12 protein-coding genes are annotated in these 16,153 nt (G+C 40.0%); 6 read left to right on the top strand and 6 right to left on the bottom strand.

The window, feature by feature from the left end; genetic code table 11:
• The first annotated feature begins 26 nt into the window (after positions 1 to 26).
• From tssM to JZ787_RS16470, 4 genes are all read left to right on the top strand, one after another.
• Positions 27 to 3,785, top strand: a complete 3,759-nt coding sequence (gene tssM, locus JZ787_RS16485; protein ID WP_346312908.1) for a type VI secretion system membrane subunit TssM — start codon at positions 27 to 29, stop codon at positions 3,783 to 3,785.
• Positions 3,786 to 3,821: 36 nt separating this feature from the next.
• On the top strand, positions 3,822 to 4,778 hold the full coding sequence (gene tagF, locus JZ787_RS16480; protein WP_346312880.1) for a type VI secretion system-associated protein TagF: 957 nt from the start codon (positions 3,822 to 3,824) through the stop codon (positions 4,776 to 4,778).
• Positions 4,779 to 4,784: 6 nt separating this feature from the next.
• Positions 4,785 to 5,549 (top strand): OmpA family protein, encoded by a 765-nt coding sequence (locus JZ787_RS16475; RefSeq protein ID WP_346312879.1) that lies wholly within the window; start codon positions 4,785 to 4,787, stop codon positions 5,547 to 5,549.
• 382 nt (positions 5,550 to 5,931) lie between these two features.
• The gene (locus JZ787_RS16470; RefSeq protein WP_003651786.1) at positions 5,932 to 6,168 is read left to right on the top strand and encodes a VF530 family protein; all 237 of its coding nucleotides are present in this window, start codon (positions 5,932 to 5,934) and stop codon (positions 6,166 to 6,168) included.
• A gap of 336 nt (positions 6,169 to 6,504) precedes the next feature.
• Here the strand turns inward: JZ787_RS16470 and JZ787_RS16465 are convergent, their stop codons facing one another.
• Genes JZ787_RS16465 through JZ787_RS16440 form a run of 6 tightly spaced genes read right to left on the bottom strand, consistent with a single transcriptional unit; the run spans position 6,505 to position 13,328 of the window.
• A complete protein-coding gene (locus JZ787_RS16465) occupies positions 6,505 to 7,563 on the bottom strand; it encodes a 2,3-butanediol dehydrogenase (RefSeq protein WP_346312878.1) in 1,059 nt (352 codons plus the stop codon).
• A 21-nt stretch (positions 7,564 to 7,584) separates the two neighbouring features.
• Positions 7,585 to 8,370: an acetoin reductase gene (locus JZ787_RS16460; protein WP_346312877.1), complete on the bottom strand. Its 786-nt coding sequence runs from the start codon at positions 8,368 to 8,370 to the stop codon at positions 7,585 to 7,587.
• Between the two features lie 11 nt (positions 8,371 to 8,381).
• A complete protein-coding gene (gene lpdA / locus JZ787_RS16455; protein ID WP_168158995.1) occupies positions 8,382 to 9,782 on the bottom strand; it encodes a dihydrolipoyl dehydrogenase in 1,401 nt (466 codons plus the stop codon).
• An 11-nt stretch (positions 9,783 to 9,793) separates the two neighbouring features.
• The gene (locus JZ787_RS16450) at positions 9,794 to 11,329 is read right to left on the bottom strand and encodes a 2-oxo acid dehydrogenase subunit E2 (RefSeq protein WP_346312876.1); all 1,536 of its coding nucleotides are present in this window, start codon (positions 11,327 to 11,329) and stop codon (positions 9,794 to 9,796) included.
• 1 nt (position 11,330) lies between these two features.
• Complete coding sequence (locus JZ787_RS16445) at positions 11,331 to 12,350, bottom strand: alpha-ketoacid dehydrogenase subunit beta (protein ID WP_346312875.1); 1,020 nt, start codon at positions 12,348 to 12,350, stop codon at positions 11,331 to 11,333.
• A gap of 15 nt (positions 12,351 to 12,365) precedes the next feature.
• Complete coding sequence (locus tag JZ787_RS16440; RefSeq protein WP_346312874.1) at positions 12,366 to 13,328, bottom strand: thiamine pyrophosphate-dependent dehydrogenase E1 component subunit alpha; 963 nt, start codon at positions 13,326 to 13,328, stop codon at positions 12,366 to 12,368.
• A 342-nt stretch (positions 13,329 to 13,670) separates the two neighbouring features.
• On the opposite strand from JZ787_RS16440, the gene lipA reads away from it, so the two are divergent.
• Both lipA and JZ787_RS16430 read left to right on the top strand, forming a co-directional pair.
• The gene (gene lipA / locus JZ787_RS16435; protein ID WP_346312873.1) at positions 13,671 to 14,645 is read left to right on the top strand and encodes a lipoyl synthase; all 975 of its coding nucleotides are present in this window, start codon (positions 13,671 to 13,673) and stop codon (positions 14,643 to 14,645) included.
• Between the two features lie 233 nt (positions 14,646 to 14,878).
• On the top strand, positions 14,879 to 15,970 hold the full coding sequence (locus tag JZ787_RS16430) for a transcriptional regulator (protein ID WP_346312872.1): 1,092 nt from the start codon (positions 14,879 to 14,881) through the stop codon (positions 15,968 to 15,970).
• The last annotated feature ends 183 nt before the right edge of the window (positions 15,971 to 16,153 follow it).

Below are 16,153 nucleotides of genomic sequence, written 5' to 3'. Positions count from 1 at the left end.
AGTATGTGAGCAACCCGAAAGCCATTATGGCTATATCGGGTTTTGTCGCACTAATGGCCATGTATAACGCCATTCCAGCCAAAATCTTTTGGCCTTTAATGATTTGTTATGTATTCGGGTTGATGCTGTGGGGGATTTATTTACTCATTGTACGTCGTCGACATGCAGTACAAGGTGAAGCTCTTGCTGATGCCATTGCACATGACACCAATGCAGAATATGGCAAACAAAAAAACAAAGATGAACTTCATTTGATTCAGCAACAAATGAAAGAATCTATTCAGTTGATTCGAAAATCAAAACTGGGAGATAAAAAGGGCAATGCTGCACTCTACGAGTTGCCATGGTATATGGTAATTGGTAATCCTGCTGCAGGTAAAAGTTCGGCCATTTATAACTCAGGTTTAAAGTTTCCTTTTGAAGAAACTCATCAAAAATCAGTTTCCGCTGGACTCAGCGGAACACGTCATTGCGACTGGTTTTTTTCAACAGAAGGCGTGTTATTAGATACTGCAGGTCGTTATTCTGTTTATGCAGAAGATCATTTTGAGTGGCTAGGTTTTTTAAATATTTTGAAAAAAAACCGCTCAAAAGCACCAATCAATGGCTTGATCGTGATTGTTAGTATTGCTGAGCTGGTCAGTAACAGCCCAGAAAAGTCGATCAAATTGGCAAAGAATTTACGTGCACGGATTCAAGATCTCACTGAGCGCTTAGAGGTTTTTTCGCCTGTTTATTTGGTCTTCTCTAAAATGGATCTGATTGCAGGCTTTACTGAGTTTTTTGAATGTTATGAAGTCGGTGAGTTTGATCAGGTTTGGGGGGCAACACTGCCTTATACAACCGATGGGGCCAATAATGCTGTTGAATTGTTTGAAAAACACTATTCCATCTTATATGACGGTTTAAAAGGCGTCAGTACGACACATCTCAGCCGTCGACACTCGCAGAATATTTCTCCAAGTGTCATGACATTTCCTTTAGAGTTTAAGAGCTTAAAGCCTGCGTTAAAGACATTTATCGGCACGCTGTTTGAAGATAACCCTTATCAATTTAAACCTGTTTTCCGTGGCTTTTATTTCACCAGTGCACTGCAAGAAGGCATTATTGAAAGTCCAATGACCGAGCAAATTGCTCAAGACTTTTTATTGCAAAAAGGTTTAGACAATGAAAATGGCATTCCAACGCGCTCAGTTTCGCAAAACCATGGCTATTTTTTAAAAGGTTTATTTTCTGACATTATTCTGAAAGACAAGAACCTCGTTAAACAGCATATTAACCCTAGCCGAAAGCGTCAACGTTATATTGCCTTTGTTGCCGCTTTATTTGGTGTAGCCATCATTTTAAGTCTATGGGTGTGGTCTTATCGGAATAATCAACAATTGATTGCAGACGTACAAGCCGATTTAGACAAAGTCGTTTTACTTGAAAAGCAATCGGGTCAAGAGTTGTCTACACAACTGAGTGCACTCTTGATTTTACAGGAACGTATGCAGCAGTTGGACCAATTTGAAGAAGATCGTCCTTTAAAGCTGGGTTTTGGTCTATATCAGGGAGATGAGCTGCGGGAGAAGCTAAAAACAGAATATCTAAAAGGTGTTGAGCAAATCGTCTTGATTCCAACACAACAAAATATTGCCCAATATCTACAGCGGGTGAAAAGCAATGAAGAAAAATTGCGTACAAACCATGCAAATGTAGAGCTGACACCTGTTGCAAAAACACAGCAATATTTAGAGCCTAATGATGCAAATCCACAAGATGCATACAATGCTTTAAAAGCCTATTTAATGATGGGCAATACTCAATATATGGATGCAAGCCACTTAAGTGATCAAGTCACACGTTTCTGGCGTTCATGGTTGGATAATAATCGTGGTCAAATGCCGCGCGGAGAAATGATCCAAAAGGCAGAGCAAATTTTGTCGTATAGCATGACTTTAGCTGGCGATCCTAAATTTCCAGTGCTCAGCTCAGATAGCTTAGTGGTGGATCAAACGCGTCAAGTTCTTCTGTCTGTTGTTCGTGGAATGCCTGCACGAGACCGTGTTTATAATGAATTAAAAATGCGTGCGGCTGTCCGTTATCCAGCATTAACCATAAAACAAATGCTTGGCGATGCCAATCAAAATGCAATCTTAGGCAGTTATGCCTTACCGGGTATGTTTACACATGCTGCATGGTCAGAATATGTTGAACAAGCCATCGATGAAGTTGCAAAACGTCCTACAGATACCAAAGACTGGGTACTCAACAGCACACAGTCGGATGACTTATCATTTAGTGGTAGCCCAGATCAAATCCGTAAACAGCTCACAGAACTCTATAAAAAAGAATATATTGCGGAATGGCGGAAATTTTTAGGTGCGATACATTATGCAAAAGCTAAGGATTATGGACAACAGGCGAGCTTTGTCCAAGTTTTAGGCGAGCCTGAAAACTCACCCATTCGTAGTGTTTTTGATCGCGTTGCGAAAGAAACCAGTTGGGACAATCCCGTCGTAATGGCGGAGCTGGCAGCGCCGCAAACAGGTTTTGTGGCTTGGTTTAAACGCAAAGTATTAAGACGAGATGAAACTCAGCTTGATGCCAAAGTCATGAATCAAGCGCAAGGCCCGATTTCTAAAGAATTCCAGATGTTTTATCAGCTAGTGCGTAAGCGTGATGATCAACAAAATAAGTCTTTGCTTGATGAATACATGCAATCTTTAGCGCAAGTTCGAAGTAAATTCAATGACTTGAAAAGTTCAGGGGATATTGGACCATCTGCAATGAGTTTGGTTAAGTCGACCATTAATGAGCAAAACTCTGTTTTTAATACAACGCAGAAGTTGGTCGATGAAAAAATGTCTGTAGGCCTGTCTGAGGTTGATCAGAAACTGCTCCAAAAGCTGTTGATGTCGCCTCTGACACAATCATTTGAAAGTTTAATTCTCCCAGCACAAGATGAGATGAATAAGCTATGGGTTATGCAAGTCTATCAACCTTTCAATACAAATCTAAGTAAAAAATATCCATTTAACTCTTCAGCGACACTACAAGCAACCAGCAATGAAATTAGCCAGATTCTTGGTGAAAATGGCAGTACTGCGCGTTATGTCAAAGAGTATCTTGATCCACTGGTTATTCGTCGTGGTTATACCTTGACCTCTAAGACGTGGAAAGATTTAGGGATTAGTTTAAATCCACAGTTTGTGATGAATTTTCAAAGCTATGTTGCGCCAAGTAATGGCATGGCAACTGGAGCGTTGAATCAAGCTTCGTCTGCACCTGCTGCTACGGCGCAATCCAATTTTCAATTTTACCCAATTGAAAATCCTAAGTTTTTATCTTATACCATTGATATTGATGGACAAAGAATGCTTTATGAAAACGGCATTCAACAATGGGTAAATTTTGTATGGCCAAATGCCGGGGCAATTCCAGGTGCACGTATTACAGCCATTGATTTAGATGGGAAAACGCATACGATTTTTGAGGCGCCCGGTGAATATGGCATTAATCGTTTAATTGATGGTGCTGAGCGAACACAACGTGGCGGAAGCTATGAAATGATTTGGAGAAATCAGCAAAATCCAGAGCTTGCAGTAAAAGTCAGTTTCCGTTTAATCAGCGGCGATGCAAATGGTGGAGTAGGTGGGCAGCGCAGTTACAATGGCATGCAACTGGTCGATCAAATTGTCACCACTAAATCCGTACGTGTGGTGGCAGCGCAAACCACACCTTCGGCAACTGTTGCAAGTCCTAAAGCTCCAACACCGAGGATACAGGAGTCTCGTTTATGATTTCTCGAAAGTGGCTAGGTTGTAAGGAGTATTGTGATGGATGAACTGCGGACCTTAGCTTTATATTACGGAAAATGTCCTGCACGTGGTGATTTCTTAAAAACACGCGGTCAGTATGCCTTAATTCAACTGATTGATCAGTGGATTACTGAAGCATTAGAACATGCCATGCAATCAGAGGGATTTAGTCAAGCGTATGAAAAGCTACCTTCATTAGACTTTTTTATTGCCAATCCACAAGAAAATAATTTTCTTGTGGCAAATTTGATAGCCAGTCACGATAGTTCTGGTCGTCAATTTCCAATGGTTTTGAGTCATTTATTAGAGGTTGAAAATAGTTTTGATAATATTATTTATGCGCCATATCGCTATAAGCAAACTTTAATCGATCTATTTCAAAAGAATCGTGTGGTACGTTCGATACGTGACCCCAATATCGTGCTCGATAAATTATCTAAATTAAATAACGAGGTACAGGTTTTTAATAACAGCGAAGTTTCGGCATTTTATGAACACCATACGATACATTCATTTGCTCAATTACTAAGAATGAGCAGTTATGAGCTTGCACAAAGCATAATTGGACTCGGGTTATTGTTACAACCCGTCATTCAACATGGTACTAGTCGCTTAACTAAAGTGTTGATTTTACCTATTAATAACTCTAGCTACTGCTATGAAATTGCAGCTTTTTGGGTCAATCTAATCAGTTTTTTTATTCAAAATCAAAATGCTGAGCTTCTGATAGGAATTTTACATAGCGAAAAACCCGTACTGCTTTTTGGTTTTCAAGGGGCAGATATTATGACCTTAAGTGAAATTTTCACGCAAAAGTTAGATTCAGATCACTGGGTTTCATTGGTCCAAGCCAATTGGATTGATGCATATTTAGAGCAAAATGCCGGTTTGGCAACGCTGGAGCAAGCTTTGTGTGAGCGCCAATTGAGCTTAATACAAGCTGTGAAACTTTTTAAAAAAACTTTTATAGATTAATAAAATATGAAAATAAATCATAGATTTAAGCTAAATAAATGGTTACTTGCTTTAACGTTGGTTTTGAGTGTGAATGTTTATGCTGAACCGATTATTGTTGAAGGCGTTGTTCCAAATGATACCAGTAAGCAAATCATTTTGAACAAGATGTACAGTGTCTATGGCACTGACCAAGTGATTGATAAAATAAAGGTTAAAGCAGTTAATGCTCCGAATGGTTGGAGTGAATCTGTTGCGAATATGGTGGTTCCAGAGTTAAAGAAAGTTCACCAAGGTAAACTTTCTGTACGTGGTACGCAAATGGAACTTAATGGAAAAATATCGAGTTCAAATGAAATTCAGCCAACAACAAACTTATTCCAAAGTTTAGTAACACCACCGTATCGCTTAAATGCGCAGCTTTCTGTCAATCAGGCTGAACAGCAAATTATAGATGAAGCACTTAAAAACAGAATTATAGAATTTGAATCTGGCAGTGCAGTTTTGGCTATGAGTGGAACTCAAATCTTAGATGAAATGGCGGTGGCTCTGAATAAGGTTGGTGGAAAAAAGGTTAAAATTATTGGACACACAGATAGTTCAGGTGACGCTGCAAAGAATCTTGCTTTAAGTAAAGAGCGTGCTGTAGCTGTTAAAAACTATTTGATCAATAAAAGTATTGCAGCTGAACGTTTAAGCGTCGAAGGATTAGGCTCGAACAAACCTGTTGCTGATAATGCGACTGCAGATGGTCGTAAGAAAAACCGTCGAATTGAATTTGATGTGATCTAAGTCATTTATAAAAAGCCACATCATCAATTGTGGCTTTTTATAAATGACTTAGATTACGTATAATGTATATTATGTTAAATTGAGTACATGATACTATAAGTTCATAGATTCTTTAGTTCAACATGAAATCAAATACTTATTCAAAATAAAATTCCAAATTCAACTCACTTATGCTTATATTGTATTTACTTCATAAAGTTCTCAGTATTCAGAATGTTTGTCGTAAAAATAATTAAACTTTCAAAAAAGTATTCAAATCAAAATCACATAGTCCTATTGTTTGATACTTCAACTGTCTTACCTTGTCTCTATCCTTTGCTCTATTCTATGACTGCATTGAGATTTCAAAGTTTTGCTACACAACAGTCAGAGTTGATCTATTATGAACGCCTCCAATGACCCTCTACACGGCAAAAAACTTGCTGACATTTTGGATGAATTATTAGATTACTACGGTGGCTTTGAAGGCTTAAGTCGTAAAATTGAAATTAGATGTTTTTGCATAGATCCAAGTGTTAAGTCATCATTGCGATTTTTACGTACCACACCATGGGCACGTGAAAAAGTAGAAAGCTTATATTTGTATGTCTTACGCCAAAAAGCCAAACAGAAATCGTAGCTTTCAAAACCCCAACCTCAGCCTAATATTTTATACCAAGAAGTAAACTAAACTTATTGAATAGCCAATGATTTTGTAGACACCTTTTAATTGGTGGTGGACTGCCACCACTCTCCTAGCAAAATTTAGTCTATATCCCTATGGTTTATTTAAAAACTTATTTTCTATCTTTACTAGGCTGTATGATCAAAATCATACTGGCACTCAACACTGTAAATTTGAGAATGAATCTGTAGGTACAGACTCATTCCCTATCGATAAAGATATTAGAAATAGCTATATAGACATAGAGTTTATTTCTAGCTTATTCAAATTAGTCGTTCAAATTAGGCTTTACTATGGATGAACAATAATTTTTACTGCAGACTCATTATTATGAATCAGCGTTTCAAAGCCTTTGGAAACAAGATCATCTAATGCAATACGTTGAGTAATAAAAGGTTCTAAATTAATCTTACCTTGCTCGATTAAACGGATGGTTTCCTGATGGTCATTTACATAAGCAATCGTGCCACGAATATCTAGCTCTTTCATCACCACACTATGTACATTAATTGTGGCAGGATGGCTCCAAATAGAAACGATAACAACCACACCAGTTGGTTTCATTGCAGCCACCAATGTATCCATGACTTTATTGACACTACTACATTCAAAAGCGACATCTACACCGCGGCCTTCAGTAATTTTCATTACTTCATCAACCACATCAACTTGGGAGGGATCTAATACATAATCTGCAACGCCAGCCTCTATCGCTTTTTCTTTACGTTTTGCACTCAGCTCAGTAATGATGACTGTGAGACCTTTGGCCTTTAAAATGGCTGATAAAAGTAAGCCTATAGGGCCTGCTCCACCAACCAATGCTATATCGCCAGCTTTTGCACCACTTCTGACATAAGCATGATGACCGACAGATAAAGGTTCTATCAACGCTGCTTGGTCTAAGGGAATATCATTTGAAATAGGATGTACCCAACATCGTTGAACTGCAATTTTTTCAGAAAGACCGCCACCACGTCCACCTAAACCAATAAAGTTCATATTTTTTGATAAATGATACTTATCATTCGGGCCAGTCGGCACATCGTCAGCAATAATGTAGGGTTCAACTACGACATGTTGCCCAATTTGGATATCATCTACACCCTCTCCAACTGCATAAACCACGCCTGAAAATTCATGTCCCATTGTTACAGGTGCAGATTCTCCCGAAATTGGGTGTGGGTGACCACAAGGTGGAATAAAAATAGGACCTTCCATGAATTCATGTAAATCTGTACCGCAAATACCACACCACGCAACTTGAATTCCAACTGTGCCTGGAAGTACTTTCGGTTCAGGGATATCTTCAATTCGAATATCCCCTCGGTCATAAAAACGAGCTGCTTTCATTTTGTATTCCTTATATTGATGTTAACGGTAAACCATTCCACCATCTGTCAGAATAGACTGACCTGTAATGTAGTTTGCATCCTCACTGGCTAAAAATGTAACTAATGCAGCCACGTCATCTGGTGTTTCAGCACGTCCTAAAGCAATACTATCTACATATTTTTTATACGTTTGACCAATTGGTGCACCTGTAATTTCAGAGAACCGCTGATCTATTTCGACCCACATGTCTGTACCCACAACACCCGGACAATAACTATTTACAGTAATTTTAGCACTGGCATATTCTTTAGCCGCAGCTTGCGTCAATGCACGAACTGCAAATTTAGTTGCCGAATAAACACCGAGCAAAGCAAAACCTTCATGACCTGCGATTGAGCATGCATTAATAATTTTTCCAGCCTGTTGGCGTTGTTTAAATTTATTTGCTGCGGCTTGAATCCCCCAAAGTACGCCACCGACATTGATGTTCATAATTTGGTTAAATTCACTCGGCGTTACTTCTGACAAAGCTTTGACTTGTGCAATACCTGCATTATTGACCATGATATCAAAACTATTAAGTGTCGATTCGGCATGATCGATTGCATGACTTACTTGTATTGGATCTGAAATATCCGCAATAAATGTGGTGGCTTTTACGCCAAAGGCTTCCACCTCTTTTTGAACTGCATTTAACTTTTCTTGGTGAAGATCGACCAATCCAATATGAACACCTTCTTGTGCTAAACGTAAGGCAATACCGCGTCCAATACCTTGTGCCGCACCCGTAATTAATGCAACTTTATTGTTTAAACCTCTAGGCATGTCGCGACTCCTTAAATATGGATTGCACGTTGCATCGCCGACAATACCGACTCATGCATCGCCTCAGACAAAGTAGGATGAGGGAAAATGACCTGTGCTAAGCTTTCATCCGTAGCTTCTAGGTATTTTGCGATGGCAAAACCTTGAATGTGTTCGGTAACTTCATGTCCGACCATGTGAGCACCCAATAATTCACCCGTTTCCTGACTAAAAATGGTTTTAACAAATCCTGCGCTATCGCCCAAAGCCAATGCCTTACCATTGGCGTGTAAAGGAAACTTACCAACATTGATATTCAAGCCCGCAGCTTTCGCTTTCTGCTCTGTTAAACCAATACTGGCCACTTGGGGATGAGTAAATATACAGCCTGGAATTTGTGTACGATCTAAAGCATGTACATGACTTAGTCCTGCAATTTTCTCCACACAGAGAATAGCTTCATGACTGGCTTTATGCGCCAAACATGGTGCACCTGCGACATCGCCAATTGCATAAACGCCCACTACATTGGTTTTACACCATGAGTCGACTTTAATAAAACCATTCTCAAATTCAATACCCAAAGCTTCTAGGCCAAGATTTTCAGCATTCGGTTTCACGCCAATAGCTGAAAGCACCTTTTCAACACTAATGATTTGCACACCTGTGGCAGTTTCAATATGGCAATGTACTTGAGCCTGATCAGTTTCTATTTTTTTTACCGTTGCTTCGGTTAAAACCCGCATACCCTGCTGTTCAAATTGCTTTTGTACATACTTCGCAACTTCAATGTCTTCGCTAGGGAGAATCTGCTTTGCGATATCAACCAAGGTGACTTGGCAGCCTAAGTCTTGGTATAGGCTTGCAAACTCACTGCCTATAGCACCCGAACCAATGACCAGTAAAGATTTTGGTAATTGTTCTGGAACTAAAGCCTCTTTATAACTCCAGACCTGATGGCCATCTACAGGAATATGAGGCAAATTGGCCGCACGTGCACCTGTTGCGACAATAATATGCGGTGCAAAAATCTGCTGTTTTTGACCCTTCGCATCTGTAAGCTCTAATCGCTCTTTGGCAACAAACTGGGCTGCTGCATTAAAAACAGTGATTTGATTCTTTTTCAATAATTGCCCGATACCTTGCACCAGTTGCTCAGAAACCTGTCTGCTATGACGGACCAGTTTTTGAATGTCAAAATCAACCGCGTTAAGAGTAAAGCCAAACTGCTCTGCATGTTTGAGCTGCTGCGCAAGCGCAGCCCCGCTCAATAATGCCTTGGTTGGAATGCACCCCCAATTAAGACACACTCCGCCTAAGTGTTGTTTCTCAACGATTGCCGTTTTTAATCCCAGTTGCGCTGCGCGAATCGCAGCGACATACCCTCCAGGACCAGCACCAATAACCACAAGATCAAATTGTGTATCCGACATGGCTGTTCCTCCTACACCAAAATTAATGCAGGATTTTCGACAAACTGCTTAAACGCCGATAGGAATTGAGCACCCAACGCACCATCTATCACACGATGATCACAAGACAATGTTGCTGTCACCATTTGACGAACAACAATCTCATCATTTTCGACGACAGCACGTTTCTCAGCTGCACCTAAGGCCAGAATTGCACCTTGAGGTGGGTTAATAATGGCATCAAACTGTTGAATACCAAGCATTCCCAAATTGGAAATACTGAAACTACCACCTTGAAACTCATCAGGTGCTAATTTTCCAGTTTTGGCACGTGTCGCCAGATCACGCATATCATTGGAAATTTGTACCAAAGATTTACGGTTCGCTGCTTTGATAATTGGCGTGATCAGTCCGTTTTCGATTGCCACAGCAACCGAAATATCCGCCTGTTCAAACTGTAAAATTTGCTGATTTTCTTCATCAAACTGAACATTGACCTGTGGAACTTTGATTAGTGCGGCAGCAGCAGCTTTAATCAGCATATCGTTAATGGACAGCTTTACTTGTGGTACGGTACTGTTAATTTGCTGACGCAAAGCCTGAACCGACTCAACATTTAAGTCTATCGTTAAGCGAAAATGTGGTGCATTACGTTTCGCCGCTTGTAGCCGTGAAGCGATTGCTTTACGCATACCATTCATAACCACGGTGGTAAATTTTACTGAATCTGTTGGATGCGCATGCTCAGTATGTTGGGCTTGTACAGGGTTTTCACGTTGATAGGCTGCTTCAACATCTTCCTTACAGACTCGTCCACGTGAACCCGATGCACGACAATCATGCAAATTAATACCCCATTGTTTTGCCAAACGGCGGGCAACAGGTGTCGCTAGAACATAACTATCATCTGCTTTAGATTTCGCGGCTTTCGTACTGGCTTGATGGCGCACATCTGGCCAAGAACCACCAGCAGCTTGAACTGCGGCCTGAACATCGTGAACACTAATACGACCTTCACGTCCAGAACCAGTAATCTGAGACAAATTTACATTATGCTTTTCAGCCAATTTCAAGGCATGTGGCGTTGCAAAAATATCATCGCTTTGTTGGAAGCCTTGTAACGCAGCAGGAATAGAATATCCGCCCTGAGCCACAGCTTTTGATCCATTACCAACACTGTTCTGTTTAGGAGCAGCTTGTACTTTGGTTTCAACTTGAGATACAGCTACTTTTTCAGGAACCGCTGCTACCGCTTTATTTTCAGTTACAGCAGGTGTGCCACCTAAGGACTGTGCAAATGCTTCAACTTCTGCATCGGAAACTTGAGCGTCTGCACAAATTGCAATGACTCCTCCTACGACCAGCGTGTCACCATCTTTAGCAATAATCTTTCGTAGCAAGCCATCGAAAGGCGCTTCCAGAACATTGACGATTTTTGTGGTTTCAATTTCACAAATTTCCTGTCCTTTACTAAATTGAGTACCTTCTTGAATCAGCCATTGGGCAATCGTGCCCTCTTCCATGGACAAACCCCATTTTGGGATTTCTAAGGTTTTAATTTCGCTCATCCTAAGCCTCCAACGTCTTACGTACAGCCTGTTCGATGCGTTCTACACTTGGTAGCCATTCTTTTTCTAATACTGGTGAAAATGGTACGGGTGAGTGTGGTGGAGTGACTAACTCGATTGGTGCTTTAAGATAATGAAAGCCTTTCTGTGCAATGAGTGCAGCCACATCATGTCCGAAACCGCAACGTGCCGCAGATTCATCTACAATCACCACACGACCTGTTGAAGCCACAGACTCTAAGATGCCATCTTCATCTAATGGAGAAATGGTTCGAGGGTCAACCACTTCAACCGAAATGCCTTCTTTTGCGAGCTTGTCAGCAACTTCATTGGCACGATGCACCATCAGGCTTAAGGCAATAATGGTGATATCAGTGCCTTCACGGGTGTAATTCGCAACACCAAAAGGAATGGTGTAGGCCTCATCTGGCACTTCGCCCTTAATGTCATACAATAATTTGTGTTCACAAAAGACCACTGGGTCATCATCTCGAATGGCTTGAATCAATAACCCTTTCACATCATAGGCGCTCGAAGGCACCACCACTTTTAAGCCAGGCACTGAGGTAAACACGTTATATGGCGACTGAGAATGCTGTGCTGCGGCGGAAAAACCTGCACCGATCATGCCTCGTACAACGAGTGGCGCTTTGGCTTTGCCACCAAACATATAGCGGAATTTAGCAGCTTGGTTATACAACATGTCATAACACACGCCGTAAAAATCCATGAACATTAAATCTGCCACAGGTCTTAAACCCGTTGCAGCAGCACCTGCCGCCATACCAATAATCGCAGATTCTGTAATTGGAGTATCAATGACTCGTTCAGAACCAAATTCAGTCCATAAGCCTTTGGTTACACCAAGTACACCGCCAAAACCTTCCAGTTTATTGTCATCGGTATTTTTACCACCATGCCCACCACGAACATCTTCACCGACCACAATGACACTTGGGTCTCGGCGCATTTCTAATTCAATTGCTTCTTTAATCGCGTTTCGATAACTTTTATTTGGCATTTTTCTACTATTCCTTTAGTAAGAGACGTAAACATCAGTAAGTAACTGCAAGACTTCTGGGTACTTAGCTGCGCGTGCTTTTGCAACGGCATCGTCTACATTGGCTTTAGACTGGGCATCAATCGCATCTAGTTTGGCTTCGTCAATTTTGCCTTTGACTTTTTCACGGAATATTTTCAATGGGTCTTTATGTTCTTTGACATAATCCAGTTCTTCTTTGGAACGGATAAGCCCCGGATCACCTTCAAAATGTCCATAAAAACGGTTGGTTACCGTTTCAATCACACTCGGACCTTCACCACAGCGGGCACGTTCAATGGCTTTTTGTGCAACTTCATGCACAGCAAAAAAGTCTGTTCCATCTACTTTTTCAGCGGGTAAGCCAAAACCTGCTGCTCGGCCTGCAATGTCTTTACTGCCTACGGCATAGTCGTGTGCAGTGCCTTCACCAAAACCGTTGTTTTCAAAAACAAAAATGACAGGGAGCTTTAACACGACAGCCATATTAATGGCTTCAAAAGTTAAGCCCTGATTTGACCCGCCATCACCGGTAAAAGATAGACCAATCCCACCATTTTTCAGTGTTTTAGCACTTAAAGCTGCCCCAATAGCCAAAGGTGGACCACCACCCACAATACCGTTTGCACCGAGCATGCCTTTATCTAAGTCCGCAATGTGCATTGAGCCGCCTTTACCACGACACAAACCATCATCTTTGCCAAAAATTTCTAACATCATGGCGTGAATGTCACAGCCTTTAGCAATACAATGTCCATGACCACGATGCGTTGATGTAATGAAGTCCTTGTCTGTTAAATTTTCACAGATCCCTACGGCAACAGCTTCCTCGCCGCTATATAAATGGATGAAACCGGGAATATCACCTGTATTATTTTCATCGTGAAGTCGATCCTCAAATTCACGAATGTCGCGCATTCTTTTGTATGCTGCTAGCAATTGCTCTTCCGTTAATTGCATATCTTTGTTCCTTATTAACTACGCTTAAAAGAAAATCCAAAAATTAATGGTTGAATTTTTAAACCGTATATTTATATAAATATATTTTTATTTAATTTCATATTAGACTAAAAAAATATAATGCATAAAAAGATGAGAAAAATATTAAAAACAGAAGGTTAAGAACTTAAAAAAATTTTTAAAATTTTACAATAGTTCAATAACATATGAAAACAAACCTTTAACCAACCTTTATTTTATATGATAAGTTTTTTGCACTGTTTTAATATTATTAAAGCACCTAAAAGAGCTTATTTAATATCGGGATCTATATTAATTATTTTAAACGATGGAGTGTTTGTAATGGATTTAAATAACACAGTATTAACTGGAAAAAAGCTACGTGGCGCTGAAAAAATGGCGCGTATTCCAATTAAAGTTGTTCCAACGGAAACGACACCGAAAAAGCCAGAATGGATTCGGACTAAAATTAGTCAACCTGAGGAAGTTCAAATCATTAAGGATTTATTACGACAACAGAAACTACATACGGTTTGTGAAGAAGCAGCCTGCCCCAATTTGCCACAATGCTTTAGCGGAGGGACTGCAACGTTTATGATCATGGGAGATATTTGTACTCGCCGCTGTCCATTCTGTGATGTCGCACATGGTCGTCCTAATATCCTAGATCTTAATGAGCCAAAGCATCTGGCTGAAACAGTCAAGAATCTAAACTTAAAGTATGTCGTGATTACTTCTGTTGATCGAGACGACTTAAAAGATGGTGGTGCACAGCATTTTGCAGATTGCATTCGAGAAATTCGTCAAACCAGTCCAGAGACTCTGATAGAAATTTTGGTTCCTGATTTTCGTGGTCGTGCAGATATTGCCCTGAAGATTCTGAGCCAAAACCCACCCGATGTTTTTAATCATAATATTGAAACCGTTCCACGTCTGTATAAAGCCATGCGACCAGGCGCTGACTATAAGCACTCATTGGATTTACTCAAAAAATTTAAACACTACTGTTCTGAAATTCCAACGAAATGTGGTTTGATGGTCGGTTTAGGAGAAGTCGAGGCTGAGGTTATTGTGTTATTAAATGATTTGAAAGATTATCAAGTGGACTATGTCACAATCGGTCAATACTTACAGCCATCTAAATCTCATGCGCCAATTCATCGTTTTGTTACGTTGCAAGAGTTTAAGCATTATCAAACACATGGGGAGCGCTTAGCGTTTAAAAATATTTGGAGTGCGCCATTAGTACGATCAAGTTATTTTGCAGACCGTCAGTATCATGGTGAAGCTGTGCCTAGCCCTTACATGAGCGAATGAATTTTCATCCTATTTACGTTTATTAACATTTCAGATGGAAATAGTCATTTTCAGCTCATAAGAACACTTTTAAAGTAACTCAAGGACTGGTAAAGCCAAAAGATATGATTTAACCAAGCAAAGATAAAAGCATTTAAAATTGAAGCAAGAAGAAATGACTTAAATGACTATAAATTTGGAAACTCATTTCTAAAATTTAAAAATATTACAGTCTCATCATAAAGGAATATGATATGAACCTGTTCAATACCGCATCTGCAAAAAATTTGCAAACAACCCATTTAATTAATCAACATACTGTGCATGCCGCCCCTGTTTTAGCCTTACCTCCAGAAGATAAAACGTCTTTATTTCGCCGCTCTATCCAACATAATTATGCTGACTTACTCAAAATAGCGGAAGATTCAGATATGGCTATTGGTCTTACAGACCATCACGGGACTCTCTTATGGACATGGAGTAGTTCGGCAATGCTTTCTTCTGCCGAACAGGTTCATTTTATTGAGGGTGGGCATTGGTCTACACAGGCTGTTGGGACCAATGCGATTGGTATGACGTTGAACAGCCAAATATCAAGTTGTGTCTATTCTCATGAAAACCAAATGGACAGTGTTCGAGATTGGGTTTGTTATGCCGCGCCGATCTGGGATCCGACATCAGGACAATTTCATGGCATTATTAACCTTTCCACAAAATATAAAAAACATACTCCTTTGGGGCTGCTTGCAGTTGAACGCTGTGCGGATTTAATACAACGAGCCATAAAGTTTGAACAGCAAAATTTTTTATACATTAAGGCGCTAGGCTCGCCTTGGGTTCAATTTAATGGGCATACCTTGAACTTGAGTCATCGTCAAATTGAAATACTTTGCATTTTAGCTTTGCATCCTCATGGCATTGGCTTAGAAGAGTTACACTATGCCCTTTATGGTGAGCGTAGTGTCAGCCTAAAAACCCTAAAGGCTGAGCTTTCACAACTTCGTAGCCTATTACCTCATTCAATTGAGGCTCGCATTTATAGGCTTAGCTGTGAAGTCCAATGTGATTTTTTACGTGCTGAACAATCATTAAATGCAAATCTTATTTCCAGTACATTCTCGCTATATAAAGGTAGCTTTCTCTCTAAATCAGAAAGCCCTTTACTCAGCACTTGGAGACATTGTTTTGATGCCCGTTTAAGCCAGTTGATCTATCAAATAAAGGATATCGATCAATTATTAAGAATTATTGGGCAAACACATGACCGAATTGATGCGGTACAGCGTTTATTAGAGTTATTACCACAGGACAGTATCCATCGTAATTATTTTTCAAATCTGATTTAGATTTGATCTATTGCCTCAACTCTAAAGTTTTATTGTGTAGCAGATTGAAAAGGAAGTATGACTTTCATACTTCCTTTAATAAAATTTAAAATTGAGAATTAACTACAGTGAAGTCTAGTAATTCACTTACCTAGCTTTGACACCTAGTTTGTCGCTGCAAGGTGTACCCATGCCATTACTACA

The sequence above is a fragment of the Acinetobacter sp. BWR-L5 genome, assembly GCF_039655985.1.
In the GTDB taxonomy this organism is placed as follows: Bacteria; Pseudomonadota; Gammaproteobacteria; order Pseudomonadales; family Moraxellaceae; genus Acinetobacter; species Acinetobacter johnsonii.
The sequence above is the reverse complement of the archived record's forward strand: the minus strand, read 5'-3'. Positions and strand labels throughout refer to the sequence as shown.